Source organism: Gibbsiella dentisursi (assembly GCF_039539505.1).
Classification (GTDB): Bacteria; Pseudomonadota; Gammaproteobacteria; order Enterobacterales; family Enterobacteriaceae; genus Gibbsiella; species Gibbsiella quercinecans.
Map to the genome: position 1 here is coordinate 1 of NZ_BAABDG010000007.1, position 25748 is coordinate 25748.

Annotated in this window: 18 protein-coding genes, 1 tRNA gene and 4 pseudogenes; 10 read left to right on the top strand and 13 right to left on the bottom strand. The window is 53.8% G+C overall.

What is annotated here, in order from left to right:
- Nucleotides 1-373: transposase (locus ABFX35_RS14325; RefSeq protein ID WP_346081848.1), on the bottom strand; the 373-nt coding region annotated here is incomplete at its 3' end.
- A gap of 81 nt (nucleotides 374-454) precedes the next feature.
- Here ABFX35_RS14325 and ABFX35_RS14330 point away from each other — a divergent pair.
- Nucleotides 455-634: pseudogene (locus ABFX35_RS14330) on the top strand (IS3 family transposase); the annotation flags it as partial.
- A 419-nt stretch (nucleotides 635-1053) separates the two neighbouring features.
- Nucleotides 1054-3021 carry a hypothetical protein gene (locus ABFX35_RS14335; RefSeq protein ID WP_346081851.1) on the top strand — a complete coding sequence of 656 codons (1968 nt, stop codon included), beginning with the start codon at nucleotides 1054-1056 and terminating at the stop codon, nucleotides 3019-3021.
- A gap of 465 nt (nucleotides 3022-3486) precedes the next feature.
- On the opposite strand, the gene ABFX35_RS14340 is transcribed toward ABFX35_RS14335, so the two are convergent.
- Nucleotides 3487-4461, bottom strand: coding sequence for a DNA topoisomerase (locus ABFX35_RS14340; RefSeq protein WP_346081853.1), 975 nt, complete (start codon nucleotides 4459-4461; stop codon nucleotides 3487-3489).
- Nucleotides 4462-4514: 53 nt separating this feature from the next.
- Here ABFX35_RS14340 and ABFX35_RS14345 point away from each other — a divergent pair.
- Nucleotides 4515-5168 (top strand): annotated as a pseudogene (locus ABFX35_RS14345) (DDE-type integrase/transposase/recombinase); the annotation flags it as partial.
- A gap of 225 nt (nucleotides 5169-5393) precedes the next feature.
- Here ABFX35_RS14345 and ABFX35_RS14350 read toward each other — a convergent pair.
- Nucleotides 5394-6638, bottom strand: coding sequence for an IS110 family RNA-guided transposase (locus tag ABFX35_RS14350; RefSeq protein ID WP_346081855.1), 1245 nt, complete (start codon nucleotides 6636-6638; stop codon nucleotides 5394-5396).
- Between the two features lie 82 nt (nucleotides 6639-6720).
- Here ABFX35_RS14350 and ABFX35_RS14355 point away from each other — a divergent pair.
- Nucleotides 6721-7021 (top strand): annotated as a pseudogene (locus tag ABFX35_RS14355) (integrase core domain-containing protein); the annotation flags it as partial.
- A gap of 28 nt (nucleotides 7022-7049) precedes the next feature.
- On the opposite strand, the pseudogene ABFX35_RS14360 reads toward ABFX35_RS14355, so the two are convergent.
- The 3 genes and pseudogenes from ABFX35_RS14360 to ABFX35_RS14370 form a co-directional block, all read right to left on the bottom strand.
- Nucleotides 7050-7964 (bottom strand): annotated as a pseudogene (locus ABFX35_RS14360) (tyrosine-type recombinase/integrase); the annotation flags it as partial.
- 161 nt (nucleotides 7965-8125) lie between these two features.
- Nucleotides 8126-8201, bottom strand: a tRNA-Asn gene (locus ABFX35_RS14365).
- 104 nt (nucleotides 8202-8305) lie between these two features.
- The gene (locus tag ABFX35_RS14370; protein WP_346082376.1) at nucleotides 8306-9460 is read right to left on the bottom strand and encodes an MFS transporter; all 1155 of its coding nucleotides are present in this window, start codon (nucleotides 9458-9460) and stop codon (nucleotides 8306-8308) included.
- Between the two features lie 159 nt (nucleotides 9461-9619).
- Between ABFX35_RS14370 and ABFX35_RS14375 the strand changes: the two genes are divergently transcribed.
- From ABFX35_RS14375 to ABFX35_RS14390, 4 genes are all read left to right on the top strand, one after another.
- The gene (locus ABFX35_RS14375) at nucleotides 9620-10567 is read left to right on the top strand and encodes a LysR family transcriptional regulator (RefSeq protein ID WP_346081857.1); all 948 of its coding nucleotides are present in this window, start codon (nucleotides 9620-9622) and stop codon (nucleotides 10565-10567) included.
- 592 nt (nucleotides 10568-11159) lie between these two features.
- The gene (gene dgcN / locus ABFX35_RS14380; RefSeq protein ID WP_346081859.1) at nucleotides 11160-12161 is read left to right on the top strand and encodes an N-acetyltransferase DgcN; all 1002 of its coding nucleotides are present in this window, start codon (nucleotides 11160-11162) and stop codon (nucleotides 12159-12161) included.
- Complete coding sequence (gene dgcA / locus ABFX35_RS14385) at nucleotides 12158-13138, top strand: N-acetyl-D-Glu racemase DgcA (protein WP_346081861.1); 981 nt, start codon at nucleotides 12158-12160, stop codon at nucleotides 13136-13138. The genes dgcN and dgcA overlap by 4 nt, the downstream gene beginning before the upstream one ends.
- Nucleotides 13139-13177: 39 nt before the next feature.
- Nucleotides 13178-14059: a D-amino-acid transaminase gene (locus tag ABFX35_RS14390; protein ID WP_279028935.1), complete on the top strand. Its 882-nt coding sequence runs from the start codon at nucleotides 13178-13180 to the stop codon at nucleotides 14057-14059.
- A gap of 171 nt (nucleotides 14060-14230) precedes the next feature.
- Here the strand turns inward: ABFX35_RS14390 and ABFX35_RS14395 are convergent, their stop codons facing one another.
- Nucleotides 14231-15202: an aliphatic sulfonate ABC transporter substrate-binding protein gene (locus ABFX35_RS14395; protein ID WP_346081864.1), complete on the bottom strand. Its 972-nt coding sequence runs from the start codon at nucleotides 15200-15202 to the stop codon at nucleotides 14231-14233.
- Nucleotides 15203-15470: 268 nt separating this feature from the next.
- On the opposite strand from ABFX35_RS14395, the gene ABFX35_RS14400 reads away from it, so the two are divergent.
- Nucleotides 15471-16757, top strand: a complete 1287-nt coding sequence (locus tag ABFX35_RS14400) for an NTP/NDP exchange transporter (protein ID WP_346081866.1) — start codon at nucleotides 15471-15473, stop codon at nucleotides 16755-16757.
- A 15-nt stretch (nucleotides 16758-16772) separates the two neighbouring features.
- Here the strand turns inward: ABFX35_RS14400 and ABFX35_RS14405 are convergent, their stop codons facing one another.
- The 6 genes from ABFX35_RS14405 to ABFX35_RS14430 all read right to left on the bottom strand — a co-directional run bounded on the left by ABFX35_RS14405 (nucleotide 16773) and on the right by ABFX35_RS14430 (nucleotide 24427).
- Complete coding sequence (locus tag ABFX35_RS14405) at nucleotides 16773-18368, bottom strand: putative bifunctional diguanylate cyclase/phosphodiesterase (RefSeq protein ID WP_346081868.1); 1596 nt, start codon at nucleotides 18366-18368, stop codon at nucleotides 16773-16775.
- A gap of 272 nt (nucleotides 18369-18640) precedes the next feature.
- Entirely contained in the window at nucleotides 18641-19948 is a 1308-nt protein-coding gene (locus tag ABFX35_RS14410; protein ID WP_346081870.1) for a neutral/alkaline non-lysosomal ceramidase N-terminal domain-containing protein, read from the bottom strand.
- 255 nt (nucleotides 19949-20203) lie between these two features.
- Nucleotides 20204-21283, bottom strand: a complete 1080-nt coding sequence (locus ABFX35_RS14415; RefSeq protein WP_346081872.1) for a porin — start codon at nucleotides 21281-21283, stop codon at nucleotides 20204-20206.
- A gap of 78 nt (nucleotides 21284-21361) precedes the next feature.
- On the bottom strand, nucleotides 21362-22975 hold the full coding sequence (locus tag ABFX35_RS14420; RefSeq protein WP_279023762.1) for a tannase/feruloyl esterase family alpha/beta hydrolase: 1614 nt from the start codon (nucleotides 22973-22975) through the stop codon (nucleotides 21362-21364).
- A 296-nt stretch (nucleotides 22976-23271) separates the two neighbouring features.
- On the bottom strand, nucleotides 23272-23889 hold the full coding sequence (locus ABFX35_RS14425) for a TetR/AcrR family transcriptional regulator (protein WP_346081874.1): 618 nt from the start codon (nucleotides 23887-23889) through the stop codon (nucleotides 23272-23274).
- Between the two features lie 148 nt (nucleotides 23890-24037).
- Nucleotides 24038-24427: an ArsR/SmtB family transcription factor gene (locus ABFX35_RS14430; protein ID WP_279023759.1), complete on the bottom strand. Its 390-nt coding sequence runs from the start codon at nucleotides 24425-24427 to the stop codon at nucleotides 24038-24040.
- 79 nt (nucleotides 24428-24506) lie between these two features.
- Here ABFX35_RS14430 and ABFX35_RS14435 point away from each other — a divergent pair, with 79 nt between their 5' ends.
- Nucleotides 24507-25697: an MFS transporter gene (locus tag ABFX35_RS14435; RefSeq protein ID WP_279023757.1), complete on the top strand. Its 1191-nt coding sequence runs from the start codon at nucleotides 24507-24509 to the stop codon at nucleotides 25695-25697.
- The last annotated feature ends 51 nt before the right edge of the window (nucleotides 25698-25748 follow it).

The window sequence follows — 25748 nt, forward strand, 5'->3', positions numbered from 1 at the left end:
TGCTTTTTCCTTTGCTGTAAATGTCCGTCTCATTCAAAAATCCTCCGCAACCCCATGTTTTCACATGACTGTTGCGTTGACCAATTGAATCTACAGCAGCCTGCTTTAGTATTTCTTTTTCCATCTCAAGACGCTTTATCTGCGCTTTAAGCTGCTGAATTTCACGTTGTTCAGGTGTAATCGCATTGCCAGTGGACTCAATACCCTGGAGTTCCTGCTTATAAAGCCGTATCCATTTGCGCAAATGATCAGGATTGAGTTCGAGCGCCTGCGCGACTTCCCGAACATCCCGCTGATACTTAACAACCTGTTCGATAGCTTCGAGTTTGAACTCTGGAGAAAATGTGCGTTTAGTCCGACGAGTTTTGATCATGTATCACCTCATGTTCACTGTTTTAACATTAACAGGATTTCGAGGTGTCCTGAATTACCGATCCACTATAGATCCACTACAGTGGCGGAGTCGTTCTTCAGTTCGCTAAAAAAAGAGCGTATCAGAAAACGGATCTACAAAACCCGCGCGCTGGCCCGGGCCGATATCTTCGATTACATTGAAGTCTTCTACAACCGGGCCCGGCGCCACAGTCATCTCGGCGGCGTCAGTCCGGAGGCCTTCGAACAGGCCTCGTCGTGAGGACAGAATATGTCTACTGAGGTGGGGTCAGTCCAGGGTTTAAGATTTCAGGTGGGTAAAAGAAGTTTCCAGAGGCTCTCTGCTTGCAGGAAACCACAGAGATAAAGGGTGCTGTCGGTGACAGCGATTAGCGGGGGAATTACATCAACAGAGGGATCGAGGGGGTATAAGGAACTCTGTTTTGGTAAAAATAAATCATCCTAGAATAGGCAATCATTCTATCTGACAACGTTCCCTTCAATGATTAGCCATGGAAAACGCACCCCCTGGTTCTGCTTAAAAATCCAACATTGTTGACATGATTATTAATGTGGGCTTTTGAGTGTATTGTCTTCTCGCAAGTGAACGAAATGCCCATGGCATCAGGACTCAAGTTATTATAAGGTAAGGGAAATTAAAGATGAATAAGGACGCATTTCATGGTGAACAGGGAATTGAATGTCAGTCACTGTGGGCCCGTGGGCGCAGGCGACTATAATTTGCCCTATGACAGGTTAACGCCCTCCGATAGATTTGAGGCGTTTTGCCGTGAGTTGGTCGTTGAGTATCTTCGGTTGAATAAGGATTATGATTCAGTCAATTGTAGGTCTAACGGTACCAGAGGGTGTGCTCAGGGCGGTGGGGATTTTTTAATTACTATCACTGACTATAATAAAAACACTCAATATCACCTTTACGAAATCAAAAGCGGTAATACGTTGTCATGCCAGAAGTATACCAATGCCCTAGAGAAATTTGTCAGGGAATTAAAAGAATGGGATATTCCGATTTCTACCTTTTGCCTGATTACCGCCAGCCCTTCGCACGCTCTATTGGATCAGGAATTTAGAAAACAGCGAGATTGCCTTGAAGCTCTGGGTATTGAGCATCACCTCTATGATGCACTGGATCTGGCGAAGTGGATGGGAATAGTTAAATCTCCTACGTTGCTCACTGAGTTTTTTGGTAAGGAGTATGTTGAACGTTTTTTAGGTAAAGAGGCGCTTTGGCAAATTGAAAATAATGGATTGTGGGGGCGTAAGGAAAAAATAGGATGGTCGGAGTGTAAAGGCCCTGAGGAGTATAATAAGGGGAATTATCATCGCTCAATTAACGAACATGTCATCATCCAGGCATACCTCCCCAAACCTGAGAGTAATACACTTTCATGCCTGATTACCTTAAGGCACCATGATTATAACCATTTATTATTAACGCTGAGTCAGAATTATTTATTGACGCGTGCTTTTGCTGGTCGGAGGACGCCGGTTCGTGCACTTTGCCGCCCCTGGATCAAGTTCTATAAAAATGATGAATATTTTTGCGATATAGAAAATTGCCGAATAGTTCTGTCGCACGATAGTGTTGTTTCGATCTGCAATGCGTTTGATAAATTATGGCTGCGTTATCAAAAGAGCATTATGGAGATGGATGCATTATATCAATCATCTTGCTTCAGGGATGATGGCTATTGTTCGGTTAGTATTCCCATGATGGAAATTCCACTGTGGCTATGGAACAGATTGGTGATCTTCTGTGAGCATCATGACTTTTTAGGTGAAGAGGATAAATGGAATATTTTTAATACGGTGACTAACAAAATAATGGTCTTCAATACACGGCGAAGCGATATATTTCCGGGGAAAGATGTTTATTTTAGAGCTGTGCCGTCAAGATATGAAAATAAATTTAATGTCAGAAATGTTGTGTTGTTATGGGAAGTTCCTAGTTCGAATTTCCAGCCATTTGAGAAGAACATTAACCCTGATAATTACTGTGATGTACTGACGACTCATCATTGGATTAAGGATGTTCTTATACCCTATGCTTTTAACTGGTTTGAACATAACAAACATATTGTTATAGATAACAGGAAGAAGAAATTTTCCTTTTTCAGGAAAAGAGAGAAAAAAGAATATCTCGAAGAGTGGATGGTTTCATCACTGTACCAGTCAGATTATCTTGTTAGTCCTTTACTGATTAATCGGCAAGAAGATCTCCATGAAGCGATTAAAGTACTACAGGCATTTTATCACTCATGCCAGGATGATATTAGTTTCAATGAACAGGATATGCAGGCACTTCTACAGGCATTTTCTCTTTTCATAAAAAGAACGGAGTTCACTTACGTTGACTACATTTGTGGATGCATTGGTGCCAATGGTAGCAGTAGAGAAGGCATTATCTCTAAGATTGAAGATATATCGTCCTGGCCGCTAAATTTTGAAAAAAGAAATTCACTCATCGAAATGATTTTCCGCAGTATGATTGCGTGTCAACGAGATGGGAAGATGGATCTTTTTGAAGCGGACATCCAGACAATTAAAAAACAGCTCACTCCCTTTATTGAAATGATGAATGATGAAAAGTTGCTGAAAAGGCAACGAACAAAGCATGAGCTGATCTGATAAGGAACAGCGCCATTAGTCATACAGACAATAATGGCGCTGGCAGGATTTAACCTGGCTGTTGAGTAACCTCCGGAAACAGCAAGAGAAACTCTGTTTCGACCCGCTCAAAGGAGGGACGGGTCAAGTCTATTGGCGCTTGCGCACAAAAGGCTCCGGTTGGTTGCCGGTCGGCACCGGCACAAGGCAAGTGAGTATTACCATGTGCGATCAATTTACTGCCTGATGGTCATGCAAACAGTAAACAACTGATTATCGCAGTAAGAGAGTTTACGCTCTGGCCTGCTCGACCATTTTACCGATCCAGATTTCCTGCTTTTGCAGAAAACTCTCCAGCGTTAATTTCCCTGCAGCAATGTCGTCCAGCGCCTGTTCCCATAATGCTGTCATCCCCGGATCTTTAACGATAGCGGGTAACAGACTCATGAGCAGAACGGCGCTGTTGGTGGCGACCAGATGGCGCTTCTATTTCTCGATATAGCCCCGCTTCAGCAGTGTTTCAATAATCCCCGCGCGGGTGGCTTCCGTACCCAGACCGGTGCTCTCTTTCAGCCGTTGTTTCAGGCGTTCATCGGTCACAAAACGGGCGGCATTTTTCATGGCGGCAATCAGCGTACCTTCGGTGTAATGCTCCGGCGGCTTGGTTTTCAGCGCATTGATCTCTGTACCCGCAACGGTGCAAATTGCATTTTTGGCTAATACAGGCAGTGACTGAATATCTTTATCCTCGTCGTCGCGGGAAAACAGCATTCGCCAGCCTGTGGCGACGACCACTTTACAGCTGGCAAGCAGTGAGTGTTCAGCACACCGAAGAACCACCTGCGTTTTATCCACCTCATGCTGCGGTAAAAACTGTGCTAGATAATGACGGCGGATCAGATCGTAAACCTCCCGTTCGTCATCGCTCATTTTGCTGATATCGGTAGTCTGCATGGTCGGAATCATGCCGTGGTGAGCGGTGATTTTTTTGTCGTCCCAGGCGCGGGATTGCTGTTGAAGATTGCAGTGTGCCAGTAGAGGCTTGAGCGTTGGGTCGCTGGTGAGCAGGGCGTTGATGACCAGCGGCACTTCGGCCATCATGGATAGTGGAAGATAGCCGCAATCGGTACGTGGATAGGAGGTAGCTTTGTGGGTTTCATACAGTGCCTGGGCGATATCCAGCACCTGCTGTGCGCCTATTCCCCATTTTTTTGAACAGACCTGTTGCAGTGTGCCTAAGTCAAAAAGCAGCGGCGCGGACTCTTTGACTCGTTTAGTTTCGATCTGAATAACCGTCGCTTGTCCGGTTTGTTGGATCCGTTGTGCCGCAAGGCGTAGCGCTGCTTCATTGATACAGCGGCCTTCTTCATCACACAGGTTTTCTGTGGTCTGCCACTGTGCGGTAAACGACGTATTCTGGGCGCTTAGCCTGACTGACCCTGACCCAAAATCCTGCGCCATTCAGAAACAGAATTCCGGCATGATAAACACTCCCCTGAACGGAGGTGGTGCCGATGAAAAGATCACGATTCACTGAAGAGCAGATTGTTTTTGCCCTCAAGCAGGCTGATCTGAGCCTCGATAAGGCCATGCTACAGGACGTGCTGACAAAAAAGATCTGACGCTGGCACGTCTGCGCGAATGGGTCAGGGATTTGCAGGCCCGTTACGGAGCCAGCGAGAGGCAGGTTTGCTTTGCGCTACGCGAGTCGCAGCTCATTCCGCTATCGTTCTGTGGCCGCAGACGACAGCGCGCTACGCTTGCGCATTCGGGAAATCACCGAAACCCGGGTGCATTACGGTTACCGCCGGGTACACGTGATGCTCAGGCGGGAAGGCTGGCGTGATAACCACAAACGGATCTACCGGCAATACCGCGAACAGGGACTGTCGCTGCGATTCAAACGTCCACGCCGCCATAAATCCGCCCAGCGGCGTCAACCGCAGCCTCAGGGGCTCTATCCAAACCACGTGTGGGGCATGGATTTTGTCTCTGATGCTTTGTTTGACGGGCGTCGGTTGCGTCTGCTGACGGTGATTGACCTTTATACACGCGAATGCCTGGGGATCTGCGTGGGTCAGAATCTGCGCTCAAGTGAAGTTGCAGAGATGCTGAACAGCATAGCGCTCAGGCGACCTTTGCCACAGTTGCTGAAAACCGACAACGGACTACCGTCTGAGTCAACTGTTTTTACGCAAAGGGCTCCTGCCATCTGATCAGAAGGCGATGGTTTATTTTATATCCGATATTGCTCATTTCCTTTTGGCTTATAAACATGCTTACCATGATATACAAGGGTCCGAATAGCCCAACAGGACTTAACACAGCATTTTGGGAAGCCATGGACGTTGAGCATTATCTAATGGTCGCGATGCGCCTTACGGCCCGTTGAATCACGTCCCATGGCTTATTTCGTAATAACCTTTATAATCAATATCCTGTTTTACAATTGCATGCGCCACTTTGGCGACTTTTGTTGCCACAGCCGTCATGGTTTTTCTTTTCTGATCGGGTTTATCTCCATTTTCCCGGATATAGCGTTCATATTTGTACCGGAAGCTGTTTTCTCTCGTTCTTACGGCTACGGTGGCGGCAAGCCAGAAGGCATATCTTAATCGTGCGTTTCCACGTTTTGACAATCGGTAACCACTGTGTTTTTGCCCGCTCTGGCTGGCGGAAAGGTTAAAACCGCAGAAGTTGAGGTACTGTAGGTAATGCGCAAAACGTGTTAAATCACCACTTTCAGCAATTATCATCCGGGCAATGACAGCGCCAATGCCCGGGATCGTACGTAAATGCCGGTAGTCACTTCGTTCCTGTAAATAATTTTCTGCCTGTTTCTCAAGTTTTAATCGTTGAGCCGAAAGTTCCACATACCGGTGAAGTTGTAATCCGAACGTGGTCACAGCCAGAGAATCATCTGGCAACGGTAATGCAATGGAATTTGCAGCAACGTCATAGAGATGTTCAAGAAACTGCTGTTTATACTGCTTCCGGCCAACAACATCCCATGACTGTTTTACAAACAAATTCCGGCCCATTAACGTGATACAGGACGGTGTGGGAAACTGAAGTAAGAACTGGCAGAACCACTCTGCCCGTGACATATGCAGAAATTGTTCAGCTTCGGGAAAATAAAGGGTCAGATAGTAATTCACCAGACTGTTCAGACAGCGGGTTCGTGCCAGCGTAACCTGATGATAGGTATTTGATATTTCCTGTATATCGATAACGCCATTCGCCAGTGGATCATAAAATGGCGAAGATAAACCCTGTTCCAGCAAATACATAATGACACTGGCATCTTTACGATCATTTTTATCCCAGGTCTTAAACAGCATCTCGCGGGCCCGCGCACATCTGACAGATGAAACAAGATGGCACTGTACTCCCTGCTGATGTAACCACCATGCGATGTTGCGATGATAATCAGAGGTAGGTTCAAAGGCAGCGATAATACTGTCATGGGGTGAAGCGGTGAGGGCAAGCAGTCGGTTGAACCCTTCCAGTGTATTTTCAATACGCAGATAAGATGTTCGTCCATCCGGGTACCGAATTTTTGCATCATGATGTTTTTTAGAGATATCTAGGGCAATCAGTGTCCCCGACATGCTGACATTGCTAACAGGAGTGTTCATTGATTTTCTCCACTTGTGACAGACACTACAAGTTGTAGAAAATGGCTGACTTAAACGCTAACCAGATGCATTCAATAGGTGTCATGGTTCTGAATTTGCAGGGAAAATGCTGGATAAATGGGTTTACGAACGGGGTATAAGGATTGACTTTTCCCGACCCGGGACACCCACAGATAATGCTACGGTGGAGTCTTTTAACGGCAGGCTGCGGCAGGAGTGCCTGAATGAGAACTGGTTCATGTCTCTGGAGGATGCACGGTGCAAAAATCGAGGCCTGGCGCATACACTATAATCAGAGCCGTCCCCATTCTGCGCTGGGCTGGATGACCCCCTCTGAATTCGCCGAAAAATCTGCCGATTGCCAGAATATGCAGCCAACCTGAAGCCGGTTATTTCTGATTATGGGTGGATCATATTTTGGGTCAGGATCAGTATCTGTTTCAGAATAGTTATGGCTTGGCGGGAAAGCGGCACAATATGCGGTGTGCGCATTTTTGCCCCACGCGTTGAGAACCGCACTTTATTAATGGCTTCGCGCGTGGCGGGAATAGTCCAGAGTTTGTTTTTGAAATCAATTTCACTCCAGCGGGCAAAACGCAGCTCACTGGAGCGAATAAAAAGATGCAGGATCAGCGTCACGGCCAGACGCGTCAACTGACGCCCTTGCTGATAATTTTCAACGCGACCCAGTAATTCAGGTAGACGCTCCAGCGGCAGAGCAGGGTGGTGATGCCTGACCGGTGCGGCGGTCACGCCATCGAGATGCATTGCCGGATTATTTTCCACCAGCCCCTGCTGCACCGCAAACCGCATGATATTACATAAATGCTGACGGGTACGGGACGCCACTTCCAGCAGACCTTTATCTTCAATCCTTTTCAATAACGCCGTGAAATGTTGTGCTTTTAACGTGGCCACGGACTGACTACCGATAACAGGGAAAATATGATTACTCATAGTGGCAAGCAGGCGGCTGGCATGATTTTCAGACCATGTTTTATTGCTTTTATGCCAGCCGAGCGCAATGGCCTTAAAACTTTTTTCGGGAGAATGGCTGGCTTTTTCTGCGGCGCGTTGTTCTGCCGGGTTAATTTTTTGCGTGAGAAGTTTACGAATACCGTCACGTTGCTGCCGAGCATCTGCCAGAGAGACTTCAGGATAGGCACCTAAACCAAGGCGAGATTCTTTACCGTTAAAGCGATATTTGAGATACCAGAGACGAGAGCCGCCAGGATTGACGAGCAGATACAGACCGAGTGAATCAGTGAATTTTACAGGTTTGGAAGAAGGTTTTAAGTTGCGGATTTTTGAATCATTTAAGGACATGTGGTGGTCACTCCATAATCGAACCGGATTGACCCCAAATCTGACCACCAAATTCTTCCGATGCATGCAGACAAATAGATATGCATCCGGAAGGTTTTTCACGCTAACTCATTGAATCAAAATCATATAGAGATTCGCAGGGATGCATGAAAACAAGAATATGGCTCCTCTGACTGGACTCGAACCAGTGACATACGGATTAACAGTCCGCCGTTCTACCGACTGAACTACAGAGGAATCGTGTGAACGGGGCGAATAATAACGGGGGCCTCGCGGTTTGTCAAAGCGCTAAACGGCAAAAAAAGTGCGTTTGCTGCGCGAATGAACACATTGGCCTGTTTTTATCCATTTTGCTGATTTTTCGAAAGTTGTTGCTCCCCTTTCACCACCACCGGGAAACCGTGCCGTTTCGCCGCCCCTACCACCGCCAGCGCTGTGGCCAGCAAGATAAGCAAGGCGGGAGAAAATGCGCCTGTGCCGAACCGTTCGAGTAAAATACCGCCGACGATGCCGCCACCGGCAATAGCCACATTCCAGGCCGTCACCAGCATTGATTGCGCGACGTCCGCCGCGTCACCGGCCGTTTTCGCCAACGCCGTTTGAAACAGCGTCGCTGCCCCACCAAAGGCCAGCCCCCAAAGGGCGACCGCCGCATAGACAATGGCGGGCTTATTGCCGGCGACGCCGAGCGCCAGCGCGGCAAAGGCAAACAGCAACGTGCTGGCGAGCGTCAGGGGCCGCAGGTAACGGTCAATCAGCACGCCGGTGAACCAGATACCGGCCAGTGACGCGATGCCGAACACCAGCAGCACCAGATCCGTGCGTTGGGCCAGGCCGGCAATCGCCAGGAACGGCGCGATATAGGTATAAAGAATGTTATGCGCCAGCACAAAAGCCAGCACGGCGAACAACACGGAGCGAATGCCGGGCAGCATAAACGTGTGCCCCAGCGGGCGGCGTTGGCTCTGCGCCTGCCCGGCGAAATCCGGCACCTGAAGGCGCACCCAGACCATCAGCAGCAGTGCCAGCAGGCTCATAATAGCGAAGCAGGCGCGCCACCCTACCACCGCGCCCAACAACGTTCCCGCCGGCACACCCAACGACAGCGCCAGCGGTGTTCCCACCATGGCGATCGCAATAGCTCGCCCTTTCTGGTGCGCAGGCACCATACGCGCGGCATACCCGGCCAACAACGCCCAGAGCAACCCCGCCGAAACGCCGGCCAGCAAGCGTGCCGTTATCGTCAGGGGATAACTGGTAGAAAACGCCGTGACGGTATTCGCGGCGAAAAATCCGAGAATAGCCGCCAGTAGCAGCGGTCGGCGCCGGATCCCTTGGGTCGCCGCCGTCAAGGGGATGGCGGCCAGCAGCGAACCCAGCGCATAAACAGTGACGGTCTGGCCGATCCAGGCTTCGGAAACCGCCATACTGTGCGCCATCTGCGGCAACAGGCCGGCCGGCAACGCTTCGGTGAGGATGGTGATAAACGCCGCCATCGCCAGTGCTAACAACGGTGCCAGGGGCAATTTGGAATCGGTCACGGGAATACCTTGTGGTTAATAACGGTTCCGCAACGATAATTACCCGCCGATTAAAGAAAAAGTAGGCTACAGTTCCTTGTTATGCGGAAACATCTGTCCGCAATGGGGGGGGAGATGGAAAACTTAAACGGCTTTGCGGTGTTCGTGCAGGTGGCGGAAACCCGCAGCTTTGTCGCAGCTGGCCGCTTGTTAGGCGTTTCGGCTTCGGCGGTGGGTAAAAGCGTGGCGCGTCTGGAAGAGAAGTTCGGTGCGCGCCTGTTCCACCGCAGCACGCGCAGCGTCACGCTGACCGCCGAAGGCGCCATGTTCCTTGAACGCTGCCGCCGCATCCTCGCCGAGGTTGAAGCCGCGGAGCTGGAGCTTTCGCAGGCTACCGCCGCGCCGCGTGGCAACCTGCGTATCAGCCTGCCGCTGGTCAGCTCGCTGGTGCTGCCGGTGCTGGGCGAATTTATGGCCGCATACCCCGAGATCGTCCTGGATTTGGACTTTACCGACCGGCTGGTGGATGTGGTCGAGGAAGGCTTTGATGCCGTCGTGCGTTCGGGAGAACCCGCCGACTCGCGGCTATCCGCGCGCAGGCTGGGCAGCTTCGAGCTGATGTTGGTCGCCTCCCCCGCTTACCTGGCGCAGCGCGGCACGCCGCAGGTGCCCGAAGACCTGCTCGAACACACCTGCCTGCACTACCGCTTCCCCAACAGCGGCAAGCTCGAAACCTGGCCGCTGCGCCGCGCGCCCGGCGAACCCGAATTGCAACTGCCGACGTCCATGATCTGCAACAACATCGAAACCCGCATGTGTTTCGCGATGCAGGGCCGTGGCATCGCCTGCCTGCCGGACTTTGCCGTCAAAACGCCGTTGGCCGAAGGCGAACTGCGCCGCGTACTGCCCGAACATGCCCAGCGTTTCGGCACCTTCTATGTGCTCTGGCCGGCCAGCAAACACCCTTCCCCCAAGCTGCGGGCGCTGGTTGATTTCCTCTGCAACCGGGTGTTTCCGCAATCGGAAGCCGGCGTGGCCGCAAAAGCCAGAACCAACGCATCGCCTGCGGCACGGCAAGATTGACACATGGAAAAGCATGCCGGGCCGCCAATGCAAGGCCGGCGGAAAAGACAATGGCCTGATCACGCCCGCTGTCTGGCAATAGCCCCGAACAGGTTTTATTTATATAGGGTAGCGTTTCATGCCATTACCCATTCTTTTAATATCCATTAAAGTATCAGTTCCAATCCTATTAAATTACATTGTTTCTAATTTTAAATTAACAAATTAAAAACAATCCGCCATTGCACCAATTTGGCGCCCCGAAATAACACACCTCACCAATTTAGCGCCACGCAACCCAATAAATAAAATTAACCGATTAATATCAAGTGGATAAGCAAAAGCAATTGGGCGGTAATTTATTATTTATGCATAAGAAAATCACATCATTTTAAAATAACACCGCAACGCAGAATTTAACTTCAAAAATCACGTAAATTTATTAATTTAAATTCAATTAAAAAACAAAAACCAGATATTATAACCATAACAGTATTGTTATTGACAATTATATGACTACGGATATTATCAATTGTGAAGTTTGATTTTTAGCCGTAATTTTTATCCCACCATGTTATTAACGTTCACGCTTTTTTGCTTGTGAGGATGAATAATGGATATTAAAAAGCCCTATTTATTATTCCTTGGCGACGCGCACGATCAGTTAGCCGCTAAAGTGGCTATCGGGATCAAACAGTGGCACCCGGAATATTGCGTTGGCCAGTACCGCATGGTGGGCTGCCATGCCGACTGCCAGTTACCCGATATGGACATTAGCGCCGCCCGTAAGGCAGGTGCGCAAACGCTGGTTATTGGCGTCGCCAACCGTGGCGGGATCATCTCTGATGCGTGGATCGCCATCTTGCAAGAGGCGCTGGAAAGCGGCATGGATCTGGCCGCCGGGCTGCATAACCGCCTGGCGGATGTGCCGCAGTTGCGTGAACTTGCCGCCAGGCTTGGCCGCTCGCTGTTCGACGTGCGCCACCCTTCGCAAACCTTCCCGGTGGCCAACGGCCGCAAACGCCCGGGCAAACGCCTGCTGCCCGTCGGCACCGACTGTTCCTGCGGCAAAATGTACACCGCCCTGGCGATCGAAAAAGAAATACTATCTCGTGGTGGCAACGCCACCTTCCGCGCCACCGGCCAAACGGGCATTCTTATCAGCGGTGCGGGGGTGAGTATTGATGCGGTGGTCGCCGATTTCATCGCCGGCGCGGTTGAAACTATCGCCCCGGCCAACGATGCCGACCACTGGGACGTGATTGAAGGGCAAGGATCGCTGTTCCACCCTTCATTTGCCGGCGTAACGATCGGCATCATCCACGGCGCGCAGCCCGATGCGCTGGTGCTGTGCCATGAGCCTACCCGTAAAACCATGCGCGGCGTTGACTACCCGATTCCGGATCTGGCCGCCTGCATGGCCTTGAATTTATCCGTTGCGCAGTTGACCAACCCCAAGGCGCGTTTCGTCGGCATCTCGGTCAATACCGCGGCGCTCAGTGAACAAGACGCGCTGCAGTTAACCCGCGATCTGGAGAAAAAATTCGGTTTGCCTGTGGTGGATCCATTCCGCCATGGTGTTGGGCGCATTGTTGACCAATTGGCGGGCCTATGATCGACATCGAACTGCTGCAGGAAGGCTGGCCACTGCAGGGCACCTTTACCATTTCGCGCGGCAGCAAAACCCAGGCGGATGTGGTGGTGGTCGCCCTGCGCGCCAACGGCGCGGCCGGCTATGGCGAGTGCGTGCCCTATGCCCGCTATGGTGAATCCGTTGACAGCGTGATGGCGCAGATCGCCGCACTGCGTGACGATCTGCGCCACGGCCTCGATCGCGAAGCGTTGCAAACCCGGCTGCCGCCCGGCGCGGCGCGCAATGCCCTCGACTGCGCCTTTTGGGATCTGGAATGCAAACAGCATAGCCAACGGATCTGGCAGCGCCTGAACCTGCCGGCGCCGGGGGTATTGCAAACGGCCTATACGCTATCGCTGGATACCCCGGCGCGTATGCAGCAGGCGGCGCGGCAAAACGCCCACCGCCCGTTGCTGAAGCTGAAGCTGGCGGATCACGACGATTTAGCCAGGGTGGCGGCGGTGCGCCAGGGCGCGCCTGCCGCCCACCTGATTGTTGATGCTAACGAAGGATGGGATGCCGCGCTCTACCTGAAACTGGTGCCGGCGCTGGCGGCATTGGGCGTGACGATGATCGAACAGCCGCTTCCCGCCGGCAAAGACGGCGTTTTAGCCGAACTGCCGCACCCGATCCCGATCTGCGCCGATGAATCCTGCCATGATAGCCATTCGCTGGCGGCGATCGCCGGCTGCTATGACATGATCAACATCAAGCTGGACAAAACCGGCGGGCTGACCGAGGCGCTGCGGCTGCGTGCCAGCGCCCAGGCGCAGGGGTTGCAGATCATGGTGGGTTGTATGGTCAGCACCTCGCTCTCGATTGCGCCGGCGATGATCGTGGCCCAGGGCGCACAGGTTGTCGATCTTGACGGCCCGTTGCTGTTACAGCGCGATCGCGCTCACGGCCTGCACTATGACGGCAGCACCCTGCACGCGCCGCAAGCGGCATTATGGGGTTAACCGGCGAGCCGCAACAACGCGATAATTAAGGAGTTCGTGATGCAACGTCTTGTTTATGTCGATGGGCACTATGTGCCAGAAAACGAAGCCAAAATTTCAGTCTTTGACCGCGGTTTCCTGTTTGCCGATGCCGTGTACGAAGTCACCGCCGTCGTTAATGGCAAACTGGTGGAGTTTGACGGCCACATGGCGCGTTTACAGCGCTCTTGCCGCGAACTGTCGCTGGCGCTGCCGGTCACCCTTGCCGAACTGCAGGCAATTCATCAGGCTATGATCGAAAAGAACGGCTTGCAAGAAGGGGCGATTTATTTGCAGATCAGCCGTGGCAGCGCCGGCGATCGCGATTTCAGCTTCCCCCCCGCCGGGGTGCAGCCCACGCTGGTGCTGTTTACCCAGGCCCGCGCCGTGCTGGATAACCCCAAAGCGCAAAGCGGTCTGCATGTCGTTACCTGCCCCGATATCCGCTGGCACCGCCGGGATATTAAAACCGTCAACCTGCTTGCTCCCTGCCTGGCCAAAGAGTACGCCCACGCGCAGCATGCCGATGATGCCTTTCTGGTGGAAAACGGCTTCATTACCGAAGGCAGTTCCTGTAACTGCTACATCGTTCTACACGATCGCACCGTGGTCACGCGCCCGTTAAGCAACGACATTCTGCACGGCATTACTCGCCACGCGCTGTTGGCGTTGGCGGCCAGCGATAACATCACGCTGGAACAACGGCTGTTCACCCCGGAAGAAGCCTATCACGCCAGCGAGATTTTCATCAGTTCAGCCACCACTTTCGTGCTGCCGGTGGTCACGCTGGATGGCAAAACCATCGGCGACGGCAAACCCGGCCCCGTCACGCGCCGGCTGCGGGAGATATACATCGAGCGGGTGAAGCAGCAGGTTAGCGATCGCCCGGCGCACGCGGGCTAACAGGCCTAGCTGGCCAAACCGAACGCGGCCCGCAATAGCGGTGGTGGGATTTGGCGTAAATCAGCACCAACGGGATATCCGCAACGGCGAAATCTATGAATTGCACAATTCCCGTTAATCAACGTTACCCGCAGTTCGTCTTCCAGGCTGGTACCCTCCGCGCCGCTGATGTTATTTTCCCGCTGTGGGGGCCCAGATCGTCACCGCCTGCGCATCGATCCGCTTAGGCAACAGCCCGGCGTCAAAAAACGCATCGGCGATTTGCTGTTGCTCATGCAAACCGTCACGCGTCACCGGCCGCACCTGGTAAGTGCGGCGGGCGTTGGCCTGTTCGACGGTTGCGCTGTCCAGATTGCCCCACAGCGGCCCCAGCAGCGCTGCCGCTTCGCTGGGGTTGGCTTTGATCCAAACGCCGGTTTTCGCCAGCTCGCGGTAAATCAACGCCAGGATTTCAGGGTGGTTACGGGCATAGGTGCTGGAGGCCAGGTAATAGCGCTGATAGCTGGCGATACCCTGCCCCTGGCTCAGCACGCGGGCGTGCTGCTGGCGCTCGGCGCTGGCGACGAACGGCTCCCAAGTCACCCAGGCATCCACCTGGCCGGTCTCAAACGCGGCGCGGCCGTCCGCCGGCGCCAGATAGGCCGGCGTAATGTCTTTAAAGCTCAAATGCGCCTTGGCCAGCGCGGCGATCAGGAAATAGTGGCTACCCGCCGCTTTGGTTACCGCGATGCGTTTGCCTTTCAACTGCGCCAGCGTGGTTAAGCTGGACGTTTGCGGCACCAAAATCGCCTGCGCGTCCGGCGAGGCCTCTTCACGGGCAAAATAGGTTAAATCCGCCCCAGCTGCCTGGGCGAACACTGGCACGGTATCGGCCACGTCCGCAGAGATATCCACATTGCCGACATTCAGCGATTCAAGCAACGGCAGGCCGCTGGAAAACTCGAACCAGCTGATGTTCACCCCCTGCGGGCCTAGCTCCTTTTCCAACGTGCCCTGCAACTTCAGCAGCGTCATCAGGGTTGAGGATTTTTGATAACCGATCCGCAATTCGGTTTGCGCCGCGGCCGGAAATTGCAGCAGCAACGCGATCAGTACCATAGCGCTATAGAACACCCGGCGTGGAATAAGGTTGTGAAAAGACATAGCAGCACCGCCCAACGGCAAAGGAAAACCATAAATTCCGGAACTTCCCCTGATAAGTCAAAGCACAAGATTGGCTATAGAAAGACGTTTTCCTGATTTACGTAGCGCAGGATCGGCCCAGGCGGCACCCATCCCCGGGTGATAAAACGGCTCTCCTCCTACGGCACCGGCCGGAGTGATTATACTCAACCTGTCAGCACGCCAACGACCGTGAGTTATTCGGGCCCGATCCATGAACCGTTGCCGGCCATGCCGCTGGGGAGTACCTATGGCGAATCTTCATGCATTATTGCACCACGGGTTAAACATTCAGCCAGGCGAAATCCGGGCGGTCGCAGCGGGTTTCATGCTGCAGTTCAGCTTATTTGCCAGCTATTTCGCCATGCGGCCGATCAGGGAGACGATGGGCATCGTCGGCGGCGTTGAGAATTTGCAGTGGCTGTTCACCGCCACCTTTTTCGCCACTTTGGCCGTCAGCCCGCTGTTCGGGTGGCTGGCTTCGCGGGCAAAACGCAAACATATCACCCGCTGGGTTTACAGTTTCTTTGCCGTAAACACCGTGGCTTTCGCCGGCGCCATTTATCTGCATGGTGAAACCCTTTGGCTGGCGCGGATCTTTTTTGTCTGGCTGTCGGTCTTTAACCTGATTGCGATTTCACTGGCCTGGAGCATTCTGGTTGATGTGTTCACACCAGAGCAAGCTAAACGGCTTTTCGCCGTGATGGCCGCCGGCGCCAGCCTTGGTGGCCTTGCCGGCCCGCTGATCGGCGTGCTGTTTGTGACCGTCATCGGTAATGCCGGGCTGCTGCTGGTTGCTACCGTGCTGTTGCTGCTCACCCTGTTCTGCGCCGAATACCTGCAAAAAACGTTCGCGGCCAGCGCCGGCACATTGCCGCCCGGCGACGATACGGCGCTGGGCGGCAACCCGTTTGACGGCGCGGTTCACGCTTTCAGGACGCCGTTGCTGTTCGGCATTGCGCTGTTTGTCACGCTGCTGGCCAGTGTGAATACCTTCCTTTACTTCGAGCAGGCACGTTTCGTGGCCGAGCACTTCACCGATCGCGCTGCGCAAACCCGCTTCTTTTCGGGCGTTGATACCCTGGTCCAATTCCTGACCCTGATGCTGCAGCTTTTCGTTACCGGCCGGATTGCCGCCGCGTTCGGCATCCGAGCGCTGCTGCTCATCGTGCCGATATTCATGATCGGCGGGTTTATCATGCTCAGTTTTTCCGCGCTGCTGGGGGTATTGGTGGTCGTGATGGTGCTGCGCCGGGTGGGTGAATATGCGTTGATCAAACCCGGCAGAGAGATGCTGTTTACCGCGGTGGAAACCACGGATAAATACAAGGCCAAGAACTTTATCGATAGCGTGATTTATCGCGGAGCCGATGCCGTCAGCGGCTGGTTGAAAGCAGCCTCCGATCTGCTGCTCAGCCCGCAAATGGGTGGGTTTGCCGGCGCTGCCATGGCGTTCGCCTGGTGGCTTTCCGCCGTTTGGGTATTGCGCCTGCACCGCCGGCAGGAAAAAACACCGGTGTACGCCGGCACGCGCTAAGCGCGCCGCACGCTATCAGGCATGGGGCGGTTTTTCATCACCGGCCGGTTGCACAAGCGACAGCGTGGCCTGGCCGCTGACGGAAACATCGCCGGATTGGCCTTCCTGCACCCCGGCATCCAGCAAGGAATCGCTGTCGTCATGGGCGATGCCGTCGGCACAAACCTTCAGCCCCAGCCCCTGCCCCAGACCAACAAGGGCGCGCACCAGCTTCGCGCTGGATTCCTGATCCATCCGTTCAACCAGCCGGCGGTCGATCTTAACCTGATCGAAGTGGAATTCGCTCAAATGATAAAGGTTGGAGTAACCGGTGCCGAAGTGGTTCAGCACGATAGCCACGCCGTGCGCCTGTAACGGTGCCACCAGTGCTTTGGCGGCGGCCAGATCCTGCACCACCATGTTTTCGGCGATGTTCATCTGTAGCCGCTGCGGCGCCAGTCCCGTGTTATCCAGCATCTGCAGGATCTCTGCCGCCAGGCGGGGGTTTTGCATTTGGCCCGGCAGCACGCTGATCGCTAATGCTACCTGCGCCGGCCATTGCAGCGCCTGCGTACAGGCACGGTGCCAAACCTGCATGGCGAGCGTGTGGATCAGACCGGTTTCCGCCGCGATCGGCAAGAAACGTTCGGGTGGCAACGGCTCGCCCTGTGTGCAAAGCCACTGCGGCTCCACCTCGAAGCCAACCACCGCGCCGGTGCGCAGATCGCGCGAAGGGCGGAAGCTGGGTTGAATTTGATCTTGATCGAGCGCCAGCTTCAGGTCTTTTTCCAGCTGTTCACGTTCACGGATGATTTGATCCATTTCTTCTTCGAAGAAACGGTACGCCGCACGCCGCTCCGCCTTGGCGCGATACAACGCCACATCGGCCTTCCGCATGGCCTCTTCGGCGGTTGCCGCATCCAACGGCAGCAACGCGATGCCCACGCCGGCACTCAAATTGTGCGCCACGCCGTTGACCATGATGGGGTTTGCCAGGCTCTCCAACAGCCTCATGGCGATACTCGACGCCGCCTCCGGCCCGAGCAGATGCCGGGCAAGCACCACAAATTCATCGCCGCCCAGCCGGGCAATGGTTTCATCTTCGCGCAGCGATTGGCAAAGGCGCTGTGCGACAATCATCAACACGGCATCGCCGGCGTCGTGCCCATAAACGTCATTGACCTGTTTGAAACCGTTAAGATCCAACATCAGCACAGCATGCACCGCCCCCGAGCGCGGCGGAGAAGCGACCGCGATATCCAGCGCCTCATCAAACTGGCGGCGGTTGGGCAAGCCGGTAAGCGGATCCTGATAGGCCAACTCACGCGCGCGCCGTTCGGCATTTTGGCGCCACAGCATCTCGCGCTTCTGTTCATGGTAGCGGCGGACGGCAAACGCCAAAAAGCCCAAGAGCAGCACCACACCAATCAGCAACGCTTCGTCCAGTTCGATCGTCTCTTTGGCGGCGCTGACCCGGCCTTCATTAGTGAAGAGATCATAAGCAAACGCCACATAGCTTAACAAAGCGACCACAGAGGCGATGATGCTCAATTCGGTCAGGCTGATACGGTTTCTCACGATAAAACGCCATAGGTGATTCAGGGAGGTGTATTGCTCTTTTTGGCCCGGCATAACAGCTTTCCCTAACGGTTAATTCAGCAGCACGGTAGCAGCGCCGGCCGCATGGGTGGCGCCGATGCAGCGCGGGCGGCCTGACCTGCACATGCACCCCTACCTGGATTGCGGCATTTACGCCATACAGCATATAAATGCCTTAGGGTCTGATGCTACACGAAACACAGCGTTCGCATAGCGTGACGACCAACAATAATACTACCATCAATACCGGCCAGGCGCGGCTGCCTGCTGCCATGACGAGCACCCGCCTGGCCGGTTGGTGCCGCTTAGCGCAGGTTATCCTCAATCATCGCAGTAAGATTATTGACGATCCCTTCCTCGGCGCAACCGCGCTCCACCGGGCTACCGTTTACCACTTCAAAAATGGGCAGATCGAACGCAGCATCATCCGGCAGATACCCGACCCGGTCGTTAACAATCGACATCAACAGGGTGTTTTTCAGCGGCGTAGCGCGCGCCAAACGGCGGGCGGTGTTGGTCATCACCTCCCCCGACACGCCGGCCAACGCCGTCTGGTTCAGGGTGATAACGCCAAGATGAATATTCACCTTATCGACTTTCTGCTGGTTGATGCTGCCCATGTCCTTGATACCGCTGCGCATTGGGCAAGAGAGAATACGCTCCTGGGCATTGATTTTCACCTGCTCGCTGGTGTGCGTCACGCTGTTGGCCAAACGCACCATTTCAGCACCGGCCATCGTGCCCTGGGCATTCATCGCTTTCCAGGCAAATTCGGCATCCTTGCCGTGATCGGCTTTCTGACCGGCGTTAAAGATGCGCGGGTTTTGATCGCCGACTGAACTGAGCGTCCAGAGCACGACCGCGTCACCGCCCAGCTTCTCTTCCGCATAATTCGTCGCAGCGCCGGCCAAATCGCCGCTAAGTTGGTTAATGCCCAGGCTGACCACCGAGTGCACCGCATAGTTGGAAACCAGCGCGATCGGCTGCCCCTGCAGATTCTCGAACTTCATCACCCACATCGCCTTATCCGACGGCCCGTCTGGATTGTAGCCAATATCCCAGCCTTTTGCGCTGTAGGCATCACGATTGATATTAATGTCCAGTTGGCCTTGCGCGACGCCGAAACGGGCCGGTTGTTCGATACGCTGCGCCTGCTGCAAAGAGGCGATCATCTGTTGGTAAAGCCATTCGCTCCACTGGTTCGAGGCCGGCGTACCGTCATGCGCCAGCGCGCCGGGCGAAACGTTGCCCACGCGCGGGGCGCTGTGGTTGTGGGTTGCGGTAATGAAAATATGATCGGCGCCGATGCCGGTCGCTTGCGCGATGCGCTTGCGCACTTCGGTCATGTCCCCCACTTCAATCGCGTCCACCACGATCAGCGCCGCGCGCACCTTGCCGTTATCAAGCAACAGGGTGCGCATATAAATGGGATCCTGTACGCGGGTAAAATCGCCGCCCATCGGGTTCATATCACGCAAATCTTTGGGCGTGATATCCGTTTTTACCGCCCCCACCTTAAGCGCGCCGCTTTCCGCGGCCTGAACGGCGCCCATCCCTGCGGCAAAAAGTAATGAGGATGAAATAATCACACTCATCAAACGTAACTTCATCATGTTTTCTCCTGGTTCATGCTAAATATACCCTTCATACTTCAAGTTGCAGGTGTGTTGGCTTGGTTACTCGGCCCATCCCTGGGCCTCGCCCCTTCGGGGCCGCTGCTAACAGCGTTCAAATCTGCTCCTGACAGATTTGTCGCTCACCCCAGTCACTTACTCCAGTAAGCTCCTGGAGATTCGCTGCGTTGCCGCCTTCCTGCAACTCGAATTATTTTGGGTATAAACAGGTGGTTTGCCACTGCTGCCGGCAGATTAAAAACCATAATAGACACCGGTAACGATTTTATTCCCGGTTCCCGCAAACAACCCACCGACGCTGTCGGTATAGTCATTTTTCTCCAGCAGGTTATAAAGAAAGTCTAAATACACGCCGGCGTGGGAATTAAGCGCGTAGCTCGCCCCAATCTCGATATAATTGGCCATTTGCGCCTTGCCGCCTTTGAAACTGCCGCTGGCTGGCAAATCAACCCCTTGAGTATAAACCCAGGAAAGAGAAGGTTTTAGCCCAAAAGGAAATTGGTACTGGCCGATAATCTCGAAGTTTCGGGTTTTATTCGCCACGTTGTCGTTAGCCTGCATGGTCATATTGCGGGTTTCTGCATAAACGGTGCCGAAATAAAAATTGCCCGGCTCCCATTTCATGCCGATTGCCCAGGCTTCGGCGCTGTCGCCCTGGTGATCCAACTTTTGTTCCGCGGTACGTTCGGAGTGGCTGAAACCGGCGATCACGCTATATGGCTCAAAATCGTAAGAGAGTGACAGCCCGGCGCCATTGCCGTTGGAACGGGCCAGCGTTGATGCCTCGTTAGCCGCCTGGAATTGGCCAGTAAGCTGTAATTTGCCATCAAGGCCCAGGAAATCGTTATTACGGTAGGTTAATACGCTGTTCGTCCGGCTGACCATGCAGTTGTCGTCTTTCGCCCAGGTTTTCCCGGTCACCGAAGGCGCCACGTCCGCATAGGCTTCGACGTTGTACATCACGCCAAAGGCGCGGCCGTAGCTGATAAAGTTATTGCGGCCCAATTGCAGGCCGGCATAAGCCTCGCGCACCTCCGTAGTTTGTTCATCTTCCGGCGCCGAGACATAAAAGCGGTAGTTCAAAAAGCCAAAGCCGCTGAGATAATCATTAACCTGGGTTTGGCCGTTAAAGCCGAGCTGAGCGAAACTTGAATCGCCACGCCCTTCGCGTGCGCCGCTGGTAATATCACTGTATTCGCCAATCATCACGCCGAATAAATCAAGCCGGTTATCATCTTTATCATAAATAACAGCGGAACACGCATTCCATGACATCAGGCACAGCGCGTAAAAACACATATTATATTTTTTCATGCTATCACACCAAAATCAAAGGCAGGGGAAGAGATGGGGCGGTTATTCCGCCCCGGATAATTTATTTCTTATAAGGAGTTAGTTCGAACAAATAAAATTGTCTGCGATATTTATATCTCCTGTTCCACTATATTTTGCGGTTTGTGGGTAAGCACAAATTGGCCGGCTACGCACGACTTGATTATTTTTCACTCTCAGCGCCTTAATCACATCCGGCGCTTTATTTTTCTCGAACCAATCATCCAGCGCATCGATTTTATTAAAGGTGTCGCAGCCGTCACCGCTATGGCAATGCGCCATGCCGGGAATAACAAACAACCGCAGAAAATCATTATTGGCTTTGCCCACGTTGGCAACGACGTCGTTATAATAATTAATCAGATCGAGGGGATTGTGGAAATCATTCCAGCCGATAAACATCAGCATTTTACCGCCGCGTTGGAAGAACGGGCGCAGGTTTGCATCCACCTGCAAACGGCCATTGAGCACCGCTTGCGAATGGGCAACGTCTTTCCGCCAGTCAAACTTTTTCCAATCCCAGTCCGGGTTTTGATACACCGCATAGCGGAACAGATCTAACGCTGTTTGGTGCGGCTTGCGCAGATAGTCGTCGATTTCAAGCTCGCTGCCCTTCGCCGGCCCCTGGAAAATAACCTCGCCGGTTTGCGGATCAACCGGGCCGCGGTAGATATTTTCCATCAGCGTAACCTGGGCCGCCGTCAGGCAATCGGCGCTATCCCCGTTTTTACACAACAGTTGTTTCGGTTCGAACTGGCATTTATCCGGTTCTTCGATAAACCCTTGCGCTTGCCCGACGGGTGACGCGCACTGCTTGATCACGGCGTTATGCAGCAGTGCCAGCTTTTCACGTGGTATATCCATTTCCGGGTGTTGATTAACCAGCCACATTGGCCAGAGCTGTGCCGCATTAAAGTTCAGCAAAGGGTTCGGCGGTGCGCCAATCACCATGCCGTCATAGTCTTCCGGGAAGTTTTTCGCTTCAATCAACCCTTCCAGCCCACCGAGCGAACAGCCGATCCAATAAGAACGCTCCGGCCCTTGGCCAAAGAAAGCCCGAATAATTGTTTTGGCATCCACCGCCATCAAATGGTGGGCCCGCCAGGCATAGTCGGTCAGCTTTTCCGGGTGGCCGGTAATGAATTTACCGCCTTTTTGCAGCGGGTTGCCCTCATCATGCCCGGTGTCGGTGCTGGCCGTGGCGTACCCTTTCTCCAGGCCGCTTAGCATCACCGGATACATGAAGTAGCCGCCCCAGCTAAAGTTACCGGTTCCCATAAACTTGCCGTTCCAGTTATCCATTGGTAACCAAACCTCAAGGCGTATTTCGGAATCGGCAGACGGGCGTTGAATGGCTTTTACCCGGCAAAATGCGGGGTTGGGCGCTAATGTTGTTTGGCCGCCGGCGTTAATACCGGTGAGGGTTTGCAGTAGCGCCATGGGTCCCGGCCCGGCCGGAACGGTGAATTCACCTTTTTTCACCACTTCCGCAGAAACGACCTCCAGCCCCGACAACGCTTTTTGACTTAACGCGGCGCACGCATCGGCGCCGGCTTTCGTTGCCGCCAGCGATTGCCATGAAACTATCTGTAAACAGGCTGCAAAAAATAAGAGCGCCTTGCGGCGGCAAAGCGCATGGGGGGATATCCCCCTTGGCATATTGTTGATCTGCATTTTTACACCATCCTCGCGGGGCACCCCGATGATCCCCCGTCATAAAAACCGGTACCAATGAGTACCACTTTTACTTTTTTTTACAATATGTTTTTATGCAGAAACAGATAGCGATCACAATTTGAGCGCCAAAGATAAGCGGAAGTGGAAAATTAAAAATTATATAACTTATTAAAATATAAATATAAACTTACAGTTTCCTTTAATGGAAAAATGCAAATGGGAATAAATGAGGCGGGAAAATCAACATCACTCATCACGGAACCAGTAACAGGAACCGGCAAAGCTTGGCGCTTTTATGGGTTATCGGCATACCGCTCTATCCCATACAGCACCACCTGTAACGCAGCAATAATATGCGCTTTTCGCGACGATAAATCATCAAACCCTGGCCTTTTCGGCACGAGCGCGCCAAAAACAATATCCATGATTATCGAAGCCAGAAAAGTTATTTTTCCTGGATCTTTGATACCAAGTTTACCCTGTTTCTGTTGCTGGCTTAGCCACTCAATTAATTCTTCACGGTGCCTGACCACGCCGGAATCATACATTAATTGATAAAGCGCGGGGTGCTCGATCGCATCTTTTAATAACATCGTCAAGAATTGATGCCGTTGCGGATCCTCATCATCATCCGTGTTCAGATGAAATATTTCGAGCAGCCCTTCCAGGGTTGTCCCGGCATTTTCTCCCGCGGCAATAGATAATACCTTATGCGTATTACTGGCGATTACCGCAATATACAGTTCATTTTTATCAGGGAAATATTTATACAAATCCCGTTTGGATATCATGCACTTGCTGGCAATCATATTCGTGGTGGTCGCGGTGAAGCCGTGGCTGAGAAATAGCTCGAATGCCCCTTGTACAATTGCGGCTTTCTTCGTGGTTTCCATTTCAGGTGATTTTTTCATCGCGTATTTATCTTATCCGTCTGGCCACAATATTTTCCCCCCTCATACTGCAAATTGCAGGAGCAGCGCCAGCGCTGTGCAAAAACGCGTTTGCATTTTTGCCCTGCAATGCGAATGAGTTGGGGCATTGCCAACAGAATAACCGATATCAGTCATGATTTATATCGGCCGGCTGCCAATTGGCCACCAGCGCCAGCAAACCGGGGAAGCGCGCATCCAGATCTTCACGGCGCAGCCGGCTGCGCCGCTCCAGGCCATATTGCCGCTGGCGGATCACCCCGGCCACACGTAGCGCTTTGAAATGGTGCGTCAACGTCGACTTGGGCCGATCGAAGCCAAACCAGCCGCAGGGGTGGTCATACGCGTCGGAATCCCGCATCAGTTTATACACGATGGTCAGCCGCAGCGGATCGGCCAACGCCGCCAGAATGGCCTCCAGCCGCATCTCATCGGCCGCCGGCTCCGGAAGCGGTGGGGGAAGGTCTTGCGCTATCTCTGCCAGGCTGGCAGGCGTGTTGTCATCAGCTAATTTTTTCATCGTCATATCATCATAGCTCTTGTACGAGTTTTATCGAACTGCTATACAGTACGATAAAACTCGTACAAGGAGTCGGTTTATGTCAGATCTCTCCGTGGCCAGCGATGCCGCCCCATCTATCGCCCGCATGCGGGCGGCGGCCTGGATGGTGACCGGGGTGTTTATGCTCTCCAACACCCCCACCCCATTGTATGTGCATTGGCAAGAGCAGTTGGGCTTTTCCTCCGGCATGCTGACCGTGATATTCGCACTTTATATCGCCGGCCTGCTGGGCACGCTGTTGCTGGCGGGGCAACTGTCAGACCATTATGGCCGTAAGCCGGTGCTCCTGCCAGGCCTGTTCGCCGCACTGGCCGCCTGCGGGCTGTTTGCCGGCGCGAGTTCGATCGGTATGCTCGCCGCAGGCCGCTTGTTGACCGGCATTGCCGTCGGTGTGATAGTTTCGGCCGGCATGGCCGCGGTTGTCGATGCTGGCGGCATTGAACATCGGCGCCGGGCGGCGCTGCTGGCGTCTATTGCCATGGTGCTGGGGGCGGGGTTAGGCCCGCTGCTGGCCGGCGGGTTAAGTCAGGCGCTGGCGCAGCCCGTGGTGCCGATCTTCACCCTTGAAGCCGCCATACTGCTTAGCGCATTGACTATCGCCCTGTGCCTGCCGGCACGCAATACACAAACCAGGCCACCATTGCGCCTGCGCTTACCGCACGTGCCGGCGCCTAACCTGCGCCAAGTGCTGTGCGGCATTGCCACGTTCGGGCCCGGCATCACCGCCACATCCTTCGTTCTTTCACTCGGCCCCTCGCTGCTGGCACGTTTGCTGCACGAACGCAGCCCGCTCCTCGCCGGCGGCATGGCCTGCGCGATGTTTTTTGCCGCGGTTGGCGTCCAGTTCGCCGTGCGGCGTTGGCCGGTTGCCCGGATCTTTCTGGCCAGCGCGCTGGCGACGGTGCTGGCAATGTTGGGACTGCTGCTGTGCATCTATGGCGCATCCGCTACGGCATTCGTGACCGCCGCTCTGTTTGCCGGTGCGGCACAGGGGCTGGGGCAGTTGGGCGGGCTAACGCTGATTGGCCTGCACGTGCCGGATAGCCACCGCGCGCAGTCAAATGCCGTGCTGAATATTGGCGGTTATATTCCGGCGGGCCTGTTGCCGGTGGCGACCGGCTACCTGATCGACGCCGTGGGGCTGGCCCAGGGCGCAACGCTCTTCGCCGTGGTGTTGGCGGCGATTGCCCTGATTGGCGGACTTTGGGCCTGGCGCCAAACGCCATAAATCACCGCGTGCTACCGATTAATGACGCCACACCAGGTCCCCTTCGGGGGT